Annotated in this window: 16 protein-coding genes, 1 tRNA gene and 1 pseudogene; 15 read left to right on the forward strand and 3 right to left on the reverse strand. The window is 66.4% G+C overall.

The features are described from left to right. The first annotated feature begins 72 nt into the window (after window positions 1-72). From JCQ34_RS07380 to JCQ34_RS07420, 9 genes and pseudogenes are all read left to right on the forward strand, one after another. Entirely contained in the window at window positions 73-972 is a 900-nt protein-coding gene (locus JCQ34_RS07380; RefSeq protein WP_286403289.1) for a ParA family protein, read from the forward strand. A gap of 7 nt (window positions 973-979) precedes the next feature. Beyond that, entirely contained in the window at window positions 980-1,795 is an 816-nt protein-coding gene (locus JCQ34_RS07385; RefSeq protein WP_286403291.1) for a segregation and condensation protein A, read from the forward strand. Then, complete coding sequence (gene scpB / locus JCQ34_RS07390) at window positions 1,792-2,481, forward strand: SMC-Scp complex subunit ScpB (protein WP_286403293.1); 690 nt, start codon at window positions 1,792-1,794, stop codon at window positions 2,479-2,481. The genes JCQ34_RS07385 and scpB overlap by 4 nt, the downstream gene beginning before the upstream one ends. A gap of 123 nt (window positions 2,482-2,604) precedes the next feature. Beyond that, window positions 2,605-3,813, forward strand: coding sequence for a pseudouridine synthase (locus tag JCQ34_RS07395; RefSeq protein ID WP_286403294.1), 1,209 nt, complete (start codon window positions 2,605-2,607; stop codon window positions 3,811-3,813). Between the two features lie 3 nt (window positions 3,814-3,816). Continuing rightward, the gene (locus JCQ34_RS07400) at window positions 3,817-4,923 is read left to right on the forward strand and encodes a prephenate dehydrogenase (RefSeq protein ID WP_286403296.1); all 1,107 of its coding nucleotides are present in this window, start codon (window positions 3,817-3,819) and stop codon (window positions 4,921-4,923) included. After that, the gene (gene cmk, locus JCQ34_RS07405) at window positions 4,923-5,636 is read left to right on the forward strand and encodes a (d)CMP kinase (RefSeq protein ID WP_286403298.1); all 714 of its coding nucleotides are present in this window, start codon (window positions 4,923-4,925) and stop codon (window positions 5,634-5,636) included. The genes JCQ34_RS07400 and cmk overlap by 1 nt, the downstream gene beginning before the upstream one ends. Before the next feature lie 31 nt (window positions 5,637-5,667). After that, window positions 5,668-6,343, forward strand: a pseudogene (locus tag JCQ34_RS07410) (lysophospholipid acyltransferase family protein); the annotation flags it as partial. 12 nt (window positions 6,344-6,355) lie between these two features. Further along, window positions 6,356-7,903: a ribosome biogenesis GTPase Der gene (gene der / locus JCQ34_RS07415; RefSeq protein ID WP_286403301.1), complete on the forward strand. Its 1,548-nt coding sequence runs from the start codon at window positions 6,356-6,358 to the stop codon at window positions 7,901-7,903. Between the two features lie 136 nt (window positions 7,904-8,039). Further along, window positions 8,040-8,113 (forward strand) — tRNA-Pro (locus tag JCQ34_RS07420). Window positions 8,114-8,279: 166 nt separating this feature from the next. Here the strand turns inward: JCQ34_RS07420 and JCQ34_RS07425 are convergent. Next, entirely contained in the window at window positions 8,280-10,058 is a 1,779-nt protein-coding gene (locus JCQ34_RS07425; protein ID WP_286403303.1) for a polysaccharide deacetylase family protein, read from the reverse strand. A 115-nt stretch (window positions 10,059-10,173) separates the two neighbouring features. Next, window positions 10,174-11,043 carry an Fpg/Nei family DNA glycosylase gene (locus JCQ34_RS07430; RefSeq protein WP_286403305.1) on the reverse strand — a complete coding sequence of 290 codons (870 nt, stop codon included), beginning with the start codon at window positions 11,041-11,043 and terminating at the stop codon, window positions 10,174-10,176. Window positions 11,044-11,210: 167 nt separating this feature from the next. Here JCQ34_RS07430 and gcvH point away from each other — a divergent pair, with 167 nt between their 5' ends. The 5 genes from gcvH (at window position 11,211) to JCQ34_RS07455 (ending at window position 14,299) form a co-directional block, all read left to right on the forward strand. Then, window positions 11,211-11,597: a glycine cleavage system protein GcvH gene (gene gcvH / locus JCQ34_RS07435; RefSeq protein ID WP_142134386.1), complete on the forward strand. Its 387-nt coding sequence runs from the start codon at window positions 11,211-11,213 to the stop codon at window positions 11,595-11,597. Window positions 11,598-11,753: 156 nt separating this feature from the next. Beyond that, window positions 11,754-12,230, forward strand: coding sequence for an FHA domain-containing protein (locus tag JCQ34_RS07440; RefSeq protein ID WP_142134384.1), 477 nt, complete (start codon window positions 11,754-11,756; stop codon window positions 12,228-12,230). A 23-nt stretch (window positions 12,231-12,253) separates the two neighbouring features. Then, window positions 12,254-12,970: a transcriptional regulator FtsR gene (ftsR, locus tag JCQ34_RS07445; RefSeq protein ID WP_018763526.1), complete on the forward strand. Its 717-nt coding sequence runs from the start codon at window positions 12,254-12,256 to the stop codon at window positions 12,968-12,970. Continuing rightward, on the forward strand, window positions 12,970-13,473 hold the full coding sequence (locus JCQ34_RS07450; RefSeq protein WP_056331728.1) for a bifunctional nuclease family protein: 504 nt from the start codon (window positions 12,970-12,972) through the stop codon (window positions 13,471-13,473). Before ftsR ends, JCQ34_RS07450 begins: the two co-directional genes overlap by 1 nt. Window positions 13,474-13,705: 232 nt before the next feature. Then, complete coding sequence (locus tag JCQ34_RS07455; protein WP_142134380.1) at window positions 13,706-14,299, forward strand: MerR family transcriptional regulator; 594 nt, start codon at window positions 13,706-13,708, stop codon at window positions 14,297-14,299. 95 nt (window positions 14,300-14,394) lie between these two features. On the opposite strand, the gene JCQ34_RS07460 is transcribed toward JCQ34_RS07455, so the two are convergent. Beyond that, a complete protein-coding gene (locus tag JCQ34_RS07460) occupies window positions 14,395-15,213 on the reverse strand; it encodes a ParA family protein (RefSeq protein ID WP_286403309.1) in 819 nt (272 codons plus the stop codon). Window positions 15,214-15,515: 302 nt separating this feature from the next. Here JCQ34_RS07460 and JCQ34_RS07465 point away from each other — a divergent pair, with 302 nt between their 5' ends. Then, a complete protein-coding gene (locus JCQ34_RS07465; protein WP_286403311.1) occupies window positions 15,516-18,914 on the forward strand; it encodes a pyruvate carboxylase in 3,399 nt (1,132 codons plus the stop codon). The last annotated feature ends 41 nt before the right edge of the window (window positions 18,915-18,955 follow it).

Genomic DNA, 18,955 nt, shown 5'->3' on the forward strand with positions numbered 1-18,955 from the left:
TAGGGAGCAGAACGAACGCCGCCGGCAAGCCGGCGGCAGGAAATCACCGTCATCGAAAGTGTGGACAGATACGTGAGCAGCGAACAGGGTTCAGCAACTCTGGAGGGCACGGAATTCGACCTCGAGAACGCGGTGATGGGGCCCACCGGGCGCCCATACCGCGAGTTCCCGGAACCCGCGCCGCTGTCCTCCCACGGTCCGGCCCGTGTCATCGCCATGGTTAACCAGAAGGGCGGCGTGGGGAAGACCACCTCCACCATCAATCTCGCTGCGGCCCTTGCGGAGTACGGCCGCCGTGTCCTGCTGGTGGACTTCGACCCCCAGGGCGCGCTGTCCGCCGGCCTGGGCGTCAACCCGCATGAGCTGGACCTCACCGTGTACAACGTGCTCATGGACCGCAAGGTGGACATCCGCGACGCCATCCACCAGACCGGCGTCGATAACGTCGACCTGCTGCCGGCCAACATCGACCTCTCGGCCGCCGAAGTGCAGCTGGTCAACGAGGTGGCGCGTGAACAGGTCCTGGACCGTGCGCTGAAGAAAGTCGAAGACGATTACGACGTCGTCCTGATCGACTGCCAGCCGTCCCTGGGGCTCCTGACGGTCAACGCACTGACAGCAGCCCACGGCGTGATCATCCCGCTCATTTGCGAGTTCTTTGCCCTCCGCGCCGTGGCACTCCTCGTGGAAACCATCGACAAGGTGCAGGACCGCCTGAACCCGCGGCTGCAAGTGGACGGCGTGCTGGCCACCATGTACGACGCCCGGACCCTGCACAGCCGCGAAGTGATTACCCGGCTGGTGGAGGCGTTCGGTGACAAGGTCTTCGAGACCGTGATCAAGCGCTCCATCAAGTTCGCGGATGCCACCGTGGCTGCCGAGCCCATCACCAGCTATGCCGGAAACCACGTGGGGGCTGACGCCTACCGCCGGCTCGCCAAGGAGCTGATCTCCCGCGGCGGCGCACCCTAACCACGCCGTGGCCGAATCCAAGCCCGGCTTTGAGGTGCGGCTGGCCAACTTCACGGGTCCCTTCGATCTCCTCCTGGGACTGATTGCCAAGCACCAGCTGGACATCACCGAAGTGGCCATCGCCACGGTCACCGATGAGTTCATCAAGTACATCCGGAAGCTGCAGCAGCTCGGTGAAGAATGGGCCCTGGACGAGGCAAGCGAGTTCCTGGTGATTGCCGCCACCCTGCTTGACCTCAAAGCGGCGCGGCTCCTCCCTGCAGGTGAAGTCGAGGACGACGAGGATATCGCCCTGCTGGAGGCTCGGGACCTCCTGTTCGCCCGGTTGCTTCAGTACAAGGCCTTCAAGCAGGTGGCAGGCATCCTCGGTGAGACCCTGGACCAGGAAGGCAGCCGTTTTCCCCGGCAAGTGGCACTGGAAGAACACTTCGCGGCGATGCTGCCCGAACTGGTCTGGAAACACACGCCCCAGCAGTTTGCGGCGCTGGCTGAAGCCGCGCTCCGGCCCAAGGCGCCGGCGCAGCCACCGCAGGTGGGACTTGGCCACCTGCATGGCAGCAACGTCAGCGTCAAGGAGCAGGCGGAACTGCTGGGGCTCAGGCTCCAGCAGGAGTCACCGATGACGTTCCGGTCGCTGATTGCCGACGCCGGCTCCACCCTGGTGGTGGTGGCCCGGTTCCTGGCCCTCCTGGAACTGTTCCGGGACCGGGCAGTCGCATTCGACCAGTTGTCACCGCTGGCGGAGCTTGCCATCCACTGGACGGCCGAAGGCCGGGACTGGTCAGCGGACAATCTAAGCGAAGAATATGAGGAGCAACCGTGAACCCGCCATGGCAGGACAGGCAGCCACAGGAGTCGGAGCAGCAGGAGGACCCCGGCCACGGCACGGACTTTGACCATCTTCCCGGCGGTGCCAAGGCCGCCCTCGAGGCGGTGCTCATGGTCCTGGACCAACCCGCCAACGAGGAAGAACTGGCAGCAGGGCTTGGCTTGACGGTCCAGTCAGTCCGTTCTCTTCTGGCCGAACTGCAGCGTGAGTATGACGGCTATACTGTTAAAGCCCCGGAGATGGATAGTGCCAGCCACGCTGGTATCGGTTCCAGCCCCCGGGGTTTTGAATTGCGGAACATCGCTGGTGGCTGGCGGATCTACTCCCGTACTGAATTTGCCGACATTGTTGGCAAATATGTGCTGGAAGGACAGACAGCCAGGCTCACCCAGGCGGCGTTGGAAACACTGGCAGTCATCGCATACCGGCAGCCTGTCTCCCGTGCACGTGTGTCTGCAATTCGCGGCGTCAATGTTGACTCCGTCGTACGGACGCTCACCCAGCGCGGGCTGATTGAGGACTCGGGAACGGATCCCGAGTCCGGCGCAATCCTGTACCGGACTACCTCCTATTTCCTCGAGCGGATGGGAATCAGTTCGGTTGAGGACTTGCCCCAGCTCTCGCCGCACCTTCCGGGGCTCGACGGAATCGCCGAGTTCTACGACGCCGAAACCATGTAGGCAGGGCACCCTGCCCGCAACAATTATTTACAGGTTTAGTTATCAGGGCAGACGAAGTCTGCACGGCTGGCTAGGGTTGTCCTTGGACATCGCTGCCGGCCAAAACACATTGAAGGACGGGTCATGACACAGGCGGGACGCCAGGGTTCACCACGTAACGGTTCGGGACGCGGCGGGAACGAACGCAGCAATTCCCAGCAGCGCAACTCACAGGGAGGCAGCTTCAGCGGGGGCTCCCGCGGCGGCACAGGAAAACGTGCTGCAGGGTTCGGCGGCGACCGTCCGCACCGCGCTCCAAAACCGCGCGAGGAACGCTTCATCGACCCCGACCTCGCCGGGAACCAGCCCGAACGCGGCGCCGAGGGCGCCAGGAGTGCCAAGCCGTCGTCGCGCAAGCCTGCCGCCAGGAAGCCCGGCGCCAAAAAGGCTCCCGGAACTCCCGGCGCGCCCAAGCCCAAGCCGCGCACCGGCGCGCCCGGAGCGGCAGCTTCCCGCGCGTTCGGCAGCGAACGCTTCGGCCAGAACCTTGGCCCGGTCCGTAAGCCGGCCCGGAAGAAGCACCCCCGCGGCAATGTTCCCCAGTCCGAACTCCACGACGCCGACGGCGTGCGCCTGCAGAAGGTCATGGCCTCCGCAGGAGTCGCCTCCCGGCGCGTCTGCGAGGAAATGATCGCCGAGGGCCGCGTTGAGGTAGACGGCCAGGTTGTCACCGAACTCGGTGTCCGCGTTGATCCCAAGACCGCAGTGATCCACGTTGACGGCCTGCGGATCCAGCTGGACGAAAACCTGGTGTACATGGTGTTCAACAAGCCCAAGGGCGTGGTGTCTACCATGGAGGACCCCGAGGGCCGGCCCTGCATCAGCGATTTCCTCAAGAACAACAAGAACACGGGTGAACGTCTCTTCCACGTGGGTCGGCTCGACGTCGCCACCGAGGGCCTGCTGCTGCTGACCAACGACGGCGAACTGGCCAACCGGCTGACCCACCCGTCCTACGAGGTGCCCAAGACCTACCTGGTGCAGGTTCGGGGGCCGTTCCCGCAGGGCGTCGGCGCCCAGCTGAAGTCCGGCGTCGAACTGGAAGACGGCATGGCCGCCGTCGACTCCTTCCGCCTGGTGGATTCCACCCCCGGCCACGTGCTGATCGAAGTTGTGCTCCACTCCGGCAAGAACCGCATCGTGCGCCGCATGTTCGATGCGGTCGGCTTCCCGGTCCAGCGGCTCGTGCGGGTCAAGGTGGGCCCGATCGGCCTCGGCGACCAGCGCCAGGGCAGCATCCGCAACCTCGGCAAGCAGGAAGTCGGCCACCTGCTGGCATCCGTAGGGCTCTGACGCATGTCCGCGTTCAAAAGCCAGGGCCGCGGCCACCTGGATGGCCCGGTGGTGGTCATTGGTACCGGACTGCTGGGCACCAGCATCGGGCTGGGCCTCCGGGGGCGCGGCGTGCCCGTGTTCCTTTCCGACCCGTCGCCCACCAACCAGGCCGTGGCTGTGGACATCGGTGCGGGCCGCCCCTTGGCGGAGCTGGGCGGCACGCCCCAACTGGTGGTGGTTGCTGCCCCGCCGGACGTGACGGCCGACGTCGTCTGCCGGGCACTGGCTGACTACCCCGAGTCCGTCGTGGTGGACATTGCCAGCGTCAAGGCGGATATCCAGTCGCGGCTTCGCAGCCTCGGCGCCGACCTCTCGCGGTACGTGGGCACCCACCCGATGGCCGGCCGGGAAAAGTCAGGGCCCGTGGCGGCGCGCGGCGAGCTGTTCACGTCCATGCCGTGGGTGCTCTGCCCCTCGGAGGAAACCTCAGGCAGTGCCCTGCAGGTGGCCCGTTCGCTTGCCTCCGATTTGGGCGCGGTAGTGTCGCAGTTCAGCGCGGACGAACACGATGAAGCCGTGGCACTGGTGTCGCACCTGCCGCAGGTCATGTCATCCCTGCTGGCCAGCCGCCTGCAGGGGACGCCGCTGCATGCGCTGTCGCTGGCCGGCAACGGCCTGCGCGATGTCACGCGGATCGCGGCCAGCGATCCCACGCTATGGGTGCAGATCCTGGGCGGCAACGCGGCCAAAGTGGTCCAGATCCTCTACGGCGTCCGCGAGGACTTGAACCGCCTGATCGGCACACTGGAGCACCCCTCCGCACCGGGCGCCAGGCTGGACCTGGCGCAGCTGATCAGCGAGGGCAACGCAGGCCAGGCCCGGATCCCCGGCAAGCACGGCGGCCCGCCGCAGGCATACTCCTGGCTCACCGTCCTGGTGGACGACAAGCCCGGCCAGATCGCGCAGCTGCTCACCGAAATCGGTGAAATCGGCGTCAACGTCGAAGACCTTCGGCTGGACCATTCCTCCGGACAGAACGTGGGCATGGTGGAATTGTCTGTATTGCCGAACAAGCACGACCACCTGATCGAAGCTCTCAACGACCGCGGATGGCGGGTACTTCAGTAATGACACAGGAACTCCTCGAAACCATGCGCGCGTTGCGCATTGGGCGGCCCCTGGTGGTCGCCATCGACGGGCCTTCCGGCTCCGGCAAATCCAGCGTGAGCAAGGAAGTTGCCCGCCGGCTCCGGCTGGCATACCTGGACACCGGCGCGATGTACCGTGCCCTGACCTGGTACTGCGTGACCGAAGGCATCGACCTTGACGACACACCCGCCGTCGAGCAGGCATCCAGGGACTTCGTCCTGGAAGTGAGCACCAGCCCGCAGGATGAGTACGTCCGGGTGGGTGGCGTGGACGTTACGGATGCCATCCGTGAGCCGGCCATCTCGTCCGCCGTCAGTGCCGTTGCCACCACCCTCGGTGCCCGGACTGAACTGATCCGCCGGCAGCGCGAACTCATCGAAAAGCACCACCGCCGCATGGTGGTGGAAGGCAGGGACATCACCACCGTCGTCGCGCCCGGGGCTGAGGTACGAATGCTCCTCACGGCCAGCGAGGAAGCACGGCTGCGCCGGCGGGGCATCCAGCTGGGCGGCACGCAAAACGCCGAGCAGCTCGCGGCCCAGGTAACCCGCAGGGACGCCAAGGACTCGACCGTGGTGAATTTCACCAAGGCGGCCGACGGCGTGGTCACCCTGGACTCCTCGGACCTGGATTTCGAGCAGACCGTGGACGCCGCCCTGGTGATCGTCACCAAGGTCCTCAACCGTGACTGAGCCCGCGGCCGCCCTTCCATCCGGCCTGACCATGGCGTGGAGCAGGCCGGTGGGGTGGATCCTCGACCATCTGGTCTACCGGACCACCGTGACCGGCAGGAGCAACGTACCCACCGGCGGGCCGGTGATCTTCGCGGCCAACCACATCAGCTTCCTTGACGGGCCCGTGATGTTCGGCGCGGCGCCGCGCCCCATGCATATCCTGGTTAAACAGGAGATGTTCAAAGGATTCCTGGGCCGGGTGCTCACCGCCTCCGGGCAGCTTCCGGTGGACCGGCGCGGCGACCGCGCAGCGCTGCAGCGCTGCAGGGACGTGCTCGACGCCGGGCGCTGCGTCGGAATCCTTCCTGAAGGGACGCGGGGGAGCGGGGCAGCCGCGGACATCAACGGCGGCGTGGCCTGGCTGGCATTGAACAGCGGGGCGCCAGTAGTGCCGGTCGCCATCCTGGGAACACGCCAGGGCGATGAACACCTGGACTTCGTTCCGCGGCCCGGGCGGCGCTTCCACGTCAGCTTCGGCTCCGCCCTCACCCTGGCCCGCCGGGCCGGCGAAACCGGGCGTGCTTCAATGGACAGGGCGGCGCAGGAGATCCGTGCAGCGCTGGCAGGGCACGTCCAGGACACGATCCAGGTCAGCGGGCAGCCACTGCCCAATGCTGACCACAAAGACTTGACAGCAGTAGCCGGGGACGCCGGCAGATGACCACAAAGGACTTGCAATGAGCGACACCACCCAGACTTCCGGGCATTCCGGCGCCGACGACGACTACAGGCCCACAGGCACCGACCAGGTTGCCGAGCGGCTGGCAGCCATTGACGACGACGAAGCGGAGTTGCGTGCCGCTTCCCTCCGGGCCGGCCTGGAGGATTACGAGCTTGACGAGGACGACGCCGCCCTGCTGAGCGGCGAGTACGGCGACGAGGACTTTGAGGGCCCCCTCAAGCTGGATCCCGTCCTGGCCATCATCGGCCGGCCGAACGTGGGCAAGTCCACCCTGGTAAACCGCATTCTGGGCCGCCGGGAAGCAGTGGTGGAGGACACCCCGGGCGTTACCCGCGACCGCGTCATGTACTCGGCGCACTGGAACGGCCGCAACTTCACCCTGGTGGACACCGGCGGGTGGGAGCATGACGCCCGCGGCATCCACGCCCGCGTTGCCGAACAGGCCGAGATGGCAGTGGAACTCGCCGACGCCGTGCTGTTCGTGGTGGACTCCGCCGTCGGTGCTACGGCCACGGATGAAGGCGTCATGAAGATGCTGCGCCGCAGCAAGAAGCCGGTCATCATGGTGGCCAACAAAGTGGACGACTTTGCCCAGGAAGCCGACAGCGCAGCACTCTGGGGCCTTGGCTTCGGCGAGCCTTACCCGGTGTCGGCCCTCCACGGCCGCGGCGTGGCCGACCTCCTGGACCACGTCATGGACGTCCTGCCCGAGTTCTCCACCGTTGAGGGTGTGGAACGCTCCGGCGGTCCGCGCCGCATCGCCCTGATTGGACGCCCGAACGTAGGCAAGTCCTCGCTGCTGAACAAGCTCGCGGGATCCGAACGCGTGGTGGTGGACAACACCGCAGGCACCACCCGCGACCCCGTGGACGAATTTATCGAGCTCGGTGGCCGCACCTGGCGTTTCGTGGACACCGCCGGCATCCGTCGCCGCCAGCACATGGCGCAGGGTGCGGACTACTATGCCTCCCTCCGGACGCAGGCCGCGCTCGAGAAGGCGGAGGTCGCCGTCGTGCTCCTCGCAGTGGACGAGGTCCTCAGCGAACAGGACGTGCGCATCCTTCAGCTGGCCATCGAGTCCGGGCGCGCCCTGGTCCTGGCCTTCAACAAGTGGGACCTGCTCGATGACGAACGCCGCCGCTACCTGGAGCGCGAGATCGAGCAGGACCTGGCACACGTCGACTGGGCGCCGCGCGTCAACATCTCGGCAAAGACCGGCTGGCACAAGGACCGCCTGGTTCCTGCGCTGGACCTGGCCCTGGAGAACTGGGACCGGCGCATTGCCACCGGGCGCCTGAATGCCTTCCTCGGGGAGCTCGTGGCCGCGCATCCGCACCCGGTCCGCGGTGGCAAGCAGCCGCGCATCCTCTTTGGCACCCAGGCGTCCAGCCGGCCGCCGAAGTTCGTGCTGTTCACTACCGGATTCCTGGACCCCGGGTACCGCCGGTTCATCACGCGCCGGCTGCGCGAAACCTTCGGATTCGAGGGCACGCCAATTGAGGTCAGCATGCGCGTGCGCGAGAAGCGCGGCCGGAAGCGTTAATTGCGACACACCTTCGAGCCGATCGCCGGAAAGTGTCACAGGCACCCTTCCGGATCGTGTAAGCTCTTCTAGGTGGTTCGGCCGGACTGCTGATGAAAACCTTCGGGTTGAGTTCAGCGGAGAACGGCGGAACCAGCGGGCTGTAGCGCAGCTTGGTAGCGCACTTGACTGGGGGTCAAGGGGTCGCAGGTTCAAATCCTGTCAGCCCGACCGAAAAGCGGAAAGCGCCGGAGAATTTCTCCGGCGCTTTCCGCTTTTTTGGCGTCGTGGCCATGAGTGGCCCCGCACCTTCCTCCGGACAAATCACCCCGGAGGCCGGGGGTGGTTTGTCCGGATGGGGGTGTCCTGGGCGGGACGCGCCATCACAGCGGGCCGGCTAGCCGAGGGCGGCGTCGAGGGTGACGAAGCCGTAACCCGCCGCCCGGAGCTGGGAAATCACCTCGGGGAGTGCAGCGGCGTCGAGCGTTGAACCGTCGTCGGGGTTCGAGCCGAGGTGCATCAGGACGATCTCCCCGGGCTGCGCGGAAGCCATGACGCGCTGGACGATGAAGCCCGGGCCGCGCGTTCCGTTCATGGTGCCTGCCCAGCCCAGGGTGTCAACGGTCCACCGAATCGCCGCGTAGCCGGCGGAGTTGGCGTCTGCGACCGTACGGGAATCGCGGGCGCCGAAGGGGAAGCGGAAGAACGGGAGCGGGTCGGCTCCAGCGGCCTCGATGGTCCTCTGCGCGCTGTTGATCTCGGCTGCGATCTGGGCGTCGGTCAGGGTGGTGAAATCCGGGTGGGTCATCGAATGGTTGCCGATCCGATGCCCCGCGTTGTAGATCAGCGCCGGGTCTGCGGGGAACTGGTTGACCCAGTCTCCGGTGAGGAAGAACGTACCAGGGACGCCGTTGGCGGCGAGGGTGGCGAGGACCGAACGGAGGGCGGCGTCGTTGGCGCCGGCGTCGAACGTAAGCGCGACAACCTTCTGTGTAGTCGGAATGCGCTCAAGGTCTACGCCCAGGAGCGCTGACGGGACGCTCGTGTAGACGACCTCGGTCCTGCCGCTGGCAGCGTGCCACAGGATCGATCCGTGCTGGAAGTCGTTGCGGCGCCCGCCCGTGATGCCGTACTCGCCGCTGACCGGGTAACCGAGCCGGCTGCGCTCCCAACCGAGGGCCGCCCACTGGGCCCGGATGGCCCCATACACCTCGTGGGCTCCAGTGGCCGGCGACCAGTAGATCGACGAGCCGGCGTTCGTGCCGCTGAAGTGGTTGTACCTGCCGGTCCCGTCGGGGGCGCCAGTCTCGTCCGTCACTGGGAATCCGAGCAAGCCGGCCGGCCCCCCTAGCTCCAAATAGCGTCCGCGGATGGCCCCGTGCACCTCGTGGGCTCCGGTGCCGGGGCTCCAGTAGATTGTGCCGCGCTCGAAGTCGTTGTACTGGCCGCCACCGCCCGGAGTCGCGGTCTCGTCCGTCACCGGGAAGCCAAAGAACCCCGCGGGCCCGCCCAGTGCCAGATAGGTGCCGCGGATGGCCCCGTGCACCTCGTGGGCTCCGGTGCCGGGGCTCCAGTAGATTGTGCCGCGCTCGAAGTCGTTGTACTGGCCGCCACCGCCGGAAGTGGCGGCCTCGTCGGTGAGCGGGAAGCCCAGGTAGCCGCCCGGTCCGCCGAACGCCAGATAGCGTCCGCGGATGGCCCCGTGCACCTCGTGGGCTCCGGTGCCGGGGCTCCAGTAGATCGTGCCACGGGCAAAGTCGTTGTACCGGCCGGGGGCGCCCGGGGTGGCGGTCTCGTCCGTTAAGGGGAAGCCAAAGAACCCGGCCGGGCCGCCCAGCGCGAGATAGCGTCCGCGGATCGCCCCGTGCACCTCGCGCGCCCCGGTGCCGGGGCTCCAGTAGATCGTGCCGGCGGTGTAGTCCTGGGCGCGGCCTCCAGCGATGTCATACGCGCCGCCGACTGGCGTGCCGAGGAATGATGCGCTGCCCCCGAGCTGCTCATAGTGCTGGATGATGGCGTCGTCGCCAGCCTGCAGGACCGCCATCGACGCCGGAACGCTCTGCTGCGAGGCTGCCGCCGCTGTAGCCGCGGGCGGCGCCAAGGCAGTGCCCCCGGGACCACCGCCGAGGGCGAGGGCCAAGGCTATTCCGAGGACGGCGAATCGAGACCGGCGCATGGTGGCCCCTTAGAACTGATCGAGACTTGCGAGCCTTGATCAGGACGTTACGCCGCAGGGGCCTGCGCGGGCAGGACCGGAAGTCCCGAATTGCAGACTTCGGTGCCGGATCATCCTACTTCAGGAACTTCGAGGTCCTGCGGTCAGCCAGGATCTTGCCCTTGGTCTGGCACGTGGGGCAGTACTGCAGGGCCGTGTCCGCGAACGACACCTCCCGGACAGTGTCGCCGCAGACAGGGCAGGGCTGGCCGGTCCGGGCGTGCACGCGCATGTGGCTGCGCTTAACGTCCTTCAGGTCCTTTGGAGGCTTGCCGCTGGCCTCCGCCAGCGCCTCGCCCAACACGCTGTGGATGGCGTCGTACAGCACCTGCACGGTGTCCCGGTCCAGGGACTTTGCGATTGCGAACGGCGAGATCCGGGCGGCATGCAGGATTTCGTCGCTGTAGGCATTCCCAATGCCTGCAATGACGCTCTGGCTGCGCAGGAGTCCCTTGATCTGCTGTGAACTGCCGGCCAGGATTTCAGCCAGCATGTCGGCGTCGAACGCTTCGGTAAAAGGATCGGGGCCCAGCGTGGCGATGCCCGGCACCTCCTGCGGATCCCGCACCACGTAGACGGCCAGGCTCTTCTTGGTGCCCGCCTCCGTCAGGTCCAGCCCGCGGGGCCCATCCGGACCCGAGAATGCGCACCGGACCGCGATGAGGCCCTTGCCCATCCGGAGCTGGCTGTCGGCAGGGGAGTCGGTGAAACGCACCCAGCCTGCCCTCGCCAGGTGGAACACCAGCGACACGCCGTCCGTGTCGATGCTGATGAACTTTCCGAACCTGCGTACGCCTGACACCATGCGTCCCTCTATGGCGTTGAAGGGCGGATCCGCCGTCTTGAGTACGGCAAAGGAGACGATCTGCAGTTTGGTGACCAGGCAGCCCCGCAGCTGTTCATCCAGGAACCCGGCGAGGCCGGCGACTTCAGGCAGTTCCGGCATGGCCTACCCGCCCAGTTCCAGGGACGCTGCACCGATGCTTGCATTCATGGCCCCATCTTGTCAGAAAGCCCCCGTGCCGGCCCCGGCAGTTATGCCTATACTTTCAGCGGCGGCCCGTTCTGCGGGCCCCTTTTGACATTGGCGTGTACCCCGATGAAAGGCCCCCCATGAGCAACATTCCCGAAGACCTGTCCTACACCGCGGAACATGAGTGGGTCACCGCCCCCAATGCCGATGGCGTGGTCCGCGTGGGAATCACCGATTTTGCCCAAGACGCCCTTGGAGATGTCGTTTACGCCCAGATGCCCGAAGTGGGCACGAAGATTACGGCAAACGAAGTGGTGGGCGAAGTCGAGTCCACCAAGAGCGTGAGCGACATCTACGCGCCCGTTTCCGGAGAAGTCGTGGGCCGCAACGACTCCCTGGACAGCGATTCGGCCCTGATCAACACCGATCCCTACGGTGACGGCTGGCTCATCGAGGTCAAACTCGCCGAACCTGACGCCGTTGAGTCCCTGCTCAGTGCATCCGAGTACGAACAACAGGTAGGCTAAAGCTAACCGGTAATTCCGGTCCGGCCCCGCGCCGCAGGCAATGCGTCTTCGCACGTCAAGCCGGGAACGGGAGCCGGCGCCGGACCTGCTGGCAGGGCCGGTAGAGCAAACGTTGGTTGTGGGTTTGGTGCCCGCAACGTCTAAGAGGAGGAATCCATGGCTGGCCACAGACACAACCCTGCCGATGGGGATTACGGCACGGGTGCGGCTAGGGCGTCGGAGACCACCTCGATCCATCTCACCCCCGTCACCGACGAACCCACCATCGCCCCCAAGCTGTCCTCGGATGAGCGCAACTCGGTTGAGGCGCTGCCCGCGGGATCGGCGCTGCTCGTAGCCCACAGCGGCCCGAATGCCGGTGCCCGGTTCCTGCTGGACTCGGACGTGACCACCGCGGGCCGCCACCCGGACGCGGACATCTTCCTGGACGACGTCACGGTGTCGCGCCGCCACGTCGAATTCCGGCGCACCGCGCGCAGCTTCGAAGTGGTGGACAAGAACAGCCTCAACGGCACCTACGTCAACCATGACCGCGTGGACCGCGTCGAGCTGAAGTCCGGCAGCGAAGTCCAGATCGGCAAGTTCCGCCTCACCTTCTACCTGAGCCCTGCCACGGCTGCAGGCCGCAGCTGACCCGGGGACCGCTGCCTGTGGCAATGGCACAACCGGAACGCCGGGGCCCCCAGGTCCTGAATATCGGCGAAGTCCTCGCCCAGCTGAGCGCCGACTTCCCGGGCATGACCGCGTCGAAGATCCGCTTCCTCGAGGAAAAGGGACTCATCAACCCGCGGCGCACCCCTGCTGGATACCGGCAGTATTCGGACGGCGACGTGGAGCGGCTGCGCTTTGTGCTGGCCCTGCAGCGGGACCAGTACCTGCCCCTGAAAGTCATCAAGGACTATCTTGATGCCATTGACAGGGGAGAGCGCCCGGAGAACCTGCCGCCCGGCGTCGTGGTTTCCCCACGCATCGTCTCCGACGAGCTGGCCGCGGAGCTGCAGAACCGCGGCCGGAAGCTCAGCGAGGAACAGCTCCGCACCGAATCCGGCGCCAGCGTTCCCCTCCTGCAGTCACTCTTGAGCTTCGGCCTCATCAGCCACAGCAACGGACAGTTCGACGAGCACGCCCTCCAGGTTGCCCGCGCCTGCGTCCAGCTGGAAAGCCACGGCCTGGAACCCCGGCACCTGAGGCCCTTCCAGGCAGCGGCCGAACGGGAATTCGGCCTGGTGGAACGTGCGGTCGCGCCGCTTGCCTCCCGCAAGGACTCGGCATCGCAGGCGCGGGCAGCGGAGGCCGCCCGCGAGATCAGCGACCTCTGCCTCACCCTGCACAGGGCCCTGGTGCAGGACCACATCTCACGCATGGACATCTGATGATCGAAGTCGAGATTGTAGGCGTTCGCATCGAACTGCCTTCCAACCAGCCGCTGGTCCTGCTCAAGGAGATGCACGGCGAACGCCACGTGCCCATTTGGATCGGCACCCCGGAAGCCAGCGCCATCGCCCTGGCCCAGCAGGGCGTGGTCCCGCCCCGGCCCATGACCCATGACCTGCTCGTGGACGTCGTGGAGTCACTTGGCCACTCCGTGGTCAGCGTCAACATCGTGGCCGTGGAGGACAACATCTTCTACGGGCAGTTGCAGTTCGAAAACGGAACCACGGTCAGCTCGCGCGCTTCGGACGCGCTGGCGGTGGCACTGCGCGCCAAGTGCCGGATCTGGTGCGCCGATTCGGTGATGGACGAGGCCGGCGTCCGGATTACCGAGCACGACGAGGGGGAGGACGCCGAGCCTGGCCCCACCGTCGACGAGGAGCGCGAACTACGCCGCTTCCGAGAGTTCCTGGACGACGTGGAACCCGAGGATTTCGACGGCTAAGGTCACGTTAAGGTTAAAGTTAAGGCTGAAAGTTTCGACACGCCTCTTTCAAGCCCCGAAGGTCTTTGACCTCGGGACCCGCCGGGCCTAACGTCGAAGTATCAAGTTTCCTTGCTTACGGCAGCCGCGCAAGTCACACTGGAAAGTGCGCCCCGCGGAAAAATTACACGCATGGTCTTCATGCCAGGCAGCCGTATCAGTACCAAGGGAGCGTACGACAAGGAGGATCCAGGTGAGTCCCAAAGGCGAAGCAGGCGGGCTAAAGCAGCCCAAGGCTGGTGTTGCTGTGCCCGTAAGTGGTGCCCAGGGCCTCCTGTTCACCGAGGACCTTCCCGTGCTGGACGAAGACGCCGGCTACCGCGGGCCCACCGCCTGCAAGGCTGCGGGCATCACCTACCGCCAACTCGATTACTGGGCCCGTACCGGTCTTGTCGAACCGGCCGTCCGTGGCGCTGCAGGATCCGGGTCCCAGCGGCTGTACGGATTCCGCGACATCCTGGTGCTCAAGGTGGTCAAGCGGCTCCTCGATACCGGCGTGTCCCTGCAGCAGATCCGCACCGCCGTGGAACACCTGCGCGAGCGTGGGGTTGAGGACCTGGCGCAGATCACGCTTATGAGCGACGGCGCCAGCGTCTACGAATGCACGTCGGCGGATGAGGTTATTGACCTGGTCCAGGGCGGCCAGGGCGTCTTCGGCATTGCCGTTGGCCGGGTATGGCGCGAGGTGGAAGGCAGCCTGGCTTCGCTGCCCAGCGAACACGCCGCCGAGCAGTCCTTTCCCGACGACGAACTCAGCAAGCGCCGCGCCGCGCGGAAGATCAGCTGACCCGTAGATCAACGAATCAGGGGCCGCCCTCCGGCTGGAGGGCGGCCCCTGGACGTTTAAGCGTGGGCGCGCTGCGGGGCTGACCGGCCGTCCGTCTAGCGGGCCCGGCTCCGCAGGCCGCTGCGGGAGGCCATGAGGTTGGACAGAAGGTCGTCAAACAGGCCGGCCGCGGACTTGGCCGAGTCCCCGGGCCAGTGGTGGACGGGATGGGCGGCGCCCTGGATCTGCTGCCAGTTGGCCTGTTCCGGAATGCGGGGGCTCAGCAGGAGTTCCCCGAACATGGACTCCATTTCGGCCAGCCGGTACGTGTGCTCCGATGAGCCGCTCCGGACACGGTTTGCCACAATCCCGGCCGGAGACAGATTGGGAGCGAACTCCTGCTTGAACAGCTGAATGGCCCGCATGGTGCGTTCCGTGCCGGCCACCGAGAACAGGCCGGGTTCGGCAACCAGGGCAACCTTGTCGCTGGCGGCCCAGGCCATGCGCGTCAGGCCGTTGAGGGACGGCGGGCAGTCGATCAGCACCAGTTGGTAGTCGTTGGCACCTGCAAGCACGGCGGAAAGCCGTCGGAGGTCGCGGCGGCCCAGGTCCGGCCGGTCGTAGATCCCGGTGTAGGCGGAGCCGACGGCGACATCCAGGACGGCGGGCCCGGAACCGTTCGGGGGAGTGCGGTCAGCCCAGCTGCTGCGGACCACGTTCTCCGCGATTTTTGCCCTGCGGGGGCTCTTGAGCATCCTGCCAATGTCCAACTGGTCGCCGGGTTGGACGCCCAGGGCGGTGGTGGCGTCGGCATGCGGATCGAGGTCCACCACCAGCGTGCGTACTCCCGCGGCCAGCGCCGCAGATGCCAATCCTGTGGTGACGGAAGTCTTGCCGACTCCACCCTTGAGGCTGCTGATGCTGACTACTTGCACTTGAGAGACCAAAACCTAACGCCGGATGCCGTGTTGGGAGTAATGTTTGCCTCGGCAGAGCCGAAGCCGGACGGTCCTGCCGCCCTACTCATCATATGTTGATGCGTCGGCGAATCCTGCTTTATCGGGCGTCGGCATGCCAGCGACTGTGCTGCCGGGGCGGTTTCGGCCAGCCGGGCTGAAAGCGTTCGGGACATGACGGGAAAATCTGTGACCGTGACCACAAAGATTTGTGTTTGTCCTTGGAGGTCCTAGACACTGTGACCACTCATCGATCCACCCAGCAATGATGCAGGAGAAGTATGTTTTCCAAAGTTCTGGTGGCCAACCGCGGTGAAATCGCGATCAGGGCCTTCCGCGCAGGCTACGAGCTGGGCGCCAAGACCGTTGCCGTTTTTCCCCAAGAGGACCGAAACTCAATCCACCGCCAGAAAGCGGACGAGGCCTACCTGATTGGCGAGGAGGGACACCCCGTCCGGGCATACCTCGATGTGGCGGAGGTGGTGCGGGTCGCCAAGGAGTCTGGAGCTGACGCCATCTACCCGGGCTACGGCTTCCTTTCGGAGAACCCGGAGCTGGCACGTGCGGCAAAGCAAGCGGGCATCACCTTCGTGGGGCCGCCCGCCGAAGTGCTGGAGCTTGCGGGCAACAAGGTGGCGGCCCTGAAGGCCGCCCGCGAGGCCGGCGTGCCGGTCCTCAAGTCCAGCGAGCCGTCCAAGGACCTCGATGAGCTCCTGGCAGCGGCCGATGAGATCGGATTCCCCATCTTCGCCAAGGCTGTTGCCGGCGGCGGCGGCCGCGGCATGCGCCGGGTTGATACCCGCGAAGCCCTGCCCGAGGCCCTGAAGTCGGCCATGCGGGAAGCTGATGCCGCATTCGGCGACCCCACCATGTTCCTTGAGCAGGCTGTCCTCCGCCCGCGGCATATCGAAGTGCAGATCCTGGCGGACGCCGAGGGCAACGTCATGCACCTGTTCGAGCGTGACTGTTCCATCCAGCGGCGGCACCAGAAGGTCATCGAGATCGCTCCTGCCCCCAACCTGGACGACAACATCCGGCAGGCCCTCTACCGGGACGCCGTGAAGTTTGCCCAGGCATTGAAGTACGTCAACGCCGGAACGGTGGAGTTCCTGGTGGACACCGAGGGTGAGCGGGCAGGCCAGCACGTGTTCATCGAAATGAACCCGCGCATCCAGGTGGAGCACACGGTTACCGAGGAAGTCACGGACGTGGACCTGGTCCAGGCCCAGATGCGGATTGCCGCCGGCGAGACGCTCGCCGACCTTGGCCTCTCCCAGGACACGGTCAAGCTTCGCGGCGCAGCCCTCCAGAGCCGGATCACCACGGAGGATCCGGCCAACGGTTTCCGTCCCGACGTCGGAAAGATCACCGGGTACCGCTCGGCCGGCGGCGCCGGTGTCCGCCTGGACGGCGGCACGGTGTACTCCGGCGCCGAAATCAGCCCCCACTTCGACTCCATGCTGGTCAAGCTCACCTGCCGCGGCAGGGACTATCCCACTGCGGTCGCCCGCGCCCGCCGTGCCCTGGCTGAGTTCCGCATCCGCGGTGTCTCCACGAACATCCCCTTCCTCCAGGCCGTACTGGACGATCCCGACTTCATCGCCGGGGATGTGGCCACCAACTTCATCGACCAGCGCCCGGAGCTGCTCAAGGCCCGTGTCTCGGCCGACCGCGGCACCAAGCTCCTCACCTGGTTGGCCGACGTCACCGTCAACAAGCCCAACGGTGAGCTGGCCGTTCACTCGGACCCTGCCCACAAGCTGCCCGATGTGAAGGACAGGCAGGCAGTACCCGGTTCACGGCAGAAGCTCCTTGAGCTTGGCCCGGAAGCCTTTGCGAAGGCGCTGCGTGAGCAGAATGCCGTTGCCGTCACCGACACCACCTTCCGCGACGCGCACCAGTCCTTGCTGGCCACCCGCGTCCGCACCCGCGACCTCGTAGCCGCGGGCCCCGCCGTTACAGCCCTGATGCCGCAGCTGCTGTCCGTTGAGGCGTGGGGTGGCGCCACCTACGATGTGGCGCTGCGCTTCCTGGGCGAGGACCCCTGGGACCGGCTGGCGGCCCTGCGCAAGGCCATGCCCAACGTCTGCATCCAGATGCTGCTGCGCGGCCGCAATACGGTGGGGTACACGCCCTACCCGGAAGAGGTCACCGAAGCCTTCGTCAACGAGGCCGCCGCCACCGGCATCGACATCTTCCGCATCTTCGACGCCCTGAACGACGTCAACCAGATGGCTCCGGCCATCCGCGCAGTCCGGGCCACCGGCACCGCCGTGGCAGAGGTGGCACTCTGCTACACCGGCGACATGCTGGACCCGGAAGAGAAGCTCTACACCCTGGACTACTACCTGGGGCTGGCGCAGAAGATCGTCGACGCCGGGGCCCACATCCTGGCCATCAAGGACATGGCCGGGCTGCTGCGGCCCGCCGCTGCCGCGAAGCTCGTCGCGGCGCTCCGGGATCGCTTCGACCTGCCGGTCCACCTGCACACCCATGACACCGCAGGTGGGCAGCTGGCTACGCTCCTGTCGGCTGTCGACGCCGGTGTGGATGCCGTGGACGTGGCGTCCGCGTCGCTGGCCGGCACCACCAGCCAGGTGTCGGCGTCGGCCCTTGTAGCTGCCCTGGCCCACACACCGCGGGACACCGGCCTCAGCCTGGACGCCGTCAGCTCACTCGAGCCGTACTGGGAAGCGGTCCGCCGCGTCTACGCCCCCTTCGAATCGGGGCTGCCCGGGCCCACCGGCCGGGTGTACAAGCATGAGATCCCCGGCGGCCAGCTGTCCAACCTGCGCCAGCAGGCCATGGCCCTGGGCCTGGGGGAGCGGTTCGAAGCGATCGAGGATATGTACACCGCCGCCGACCGCATCCTGGGCCACCTGGTGAAGGTCACGCCGTCCTCCAAGGTGGTGGGCGACCTCGCCCTGCACCTGGTGGGCCTTAACGCCGATCCGGCGGACTTCGAAGCGAACCCGCAGAACTACGACATCCCCGACTCCGTCATCGGCTTCCTGTCCGGCGAGCTCGGTGATCCTCCCGGGGGCTGGCCCGAGCCCTTCCGCACCAAGGCCCTGCAGGGCAGGAGCGTGAAGGTCCGCGACGTCGAACTGAGCTCCGAGGACAGCGCCGCCTTGAAGTCCGACTCGAAGACCCGCCAGCATACGCTGAACCGGCTGCTCTTCGATGGCCCCACGAAGGACTACCTGAAGAGCGTGGAGACGTACGGCAACATTTCCGTCCTGGACACCCGCGACTACCTCTACGGCCTCCAGCGCGGCACCGAGCACGAGATCCAGCTGGAGCGCGGCGTCCGCCTCATCGCCTCCTTGGAAGCCGTCTCGGAGCCGGACGAGAAGGGGATGCGCACCGTCATGTGCACCCTCAACGGCCAGTCCCGTCCCGTGGTGGTGCGTGACCGTTCCGTGGTGAGCAACGTCAAGGCCGCCGAAAAGGCCGATCCCGCCCAGCCCGGCCAGGTGGCCGCACCGTTCGCCGGCGCCGTTACCGTCACGGTCAAGCCCGGCGATACGGTCAAGGCAGGAGACACCGTGGCCACCATCGAGGCCATGAAGATGGAAGCATCCATCACGACGCCGGTGGCCGGCAAGGTCTCCCGCCTCGCCATCTCCGCCGTCGAGCAGGTCCAGGGCGGAGACCTGATACTGGTCATCGAGCAGTAGGAAGTTCCAGGCACAACGAAAGGGTCCTCCCAAGGCGGGAG

This window comes from Pseudarthrobacter defluvii (genome assembly GCF_030323865.1).
GTDB lineage: Bacteria > Actinomycetota > Actinomycetes > Actinomycetales > Micrococcaceae > Arthrobacter > Arthrobacter sedimenti.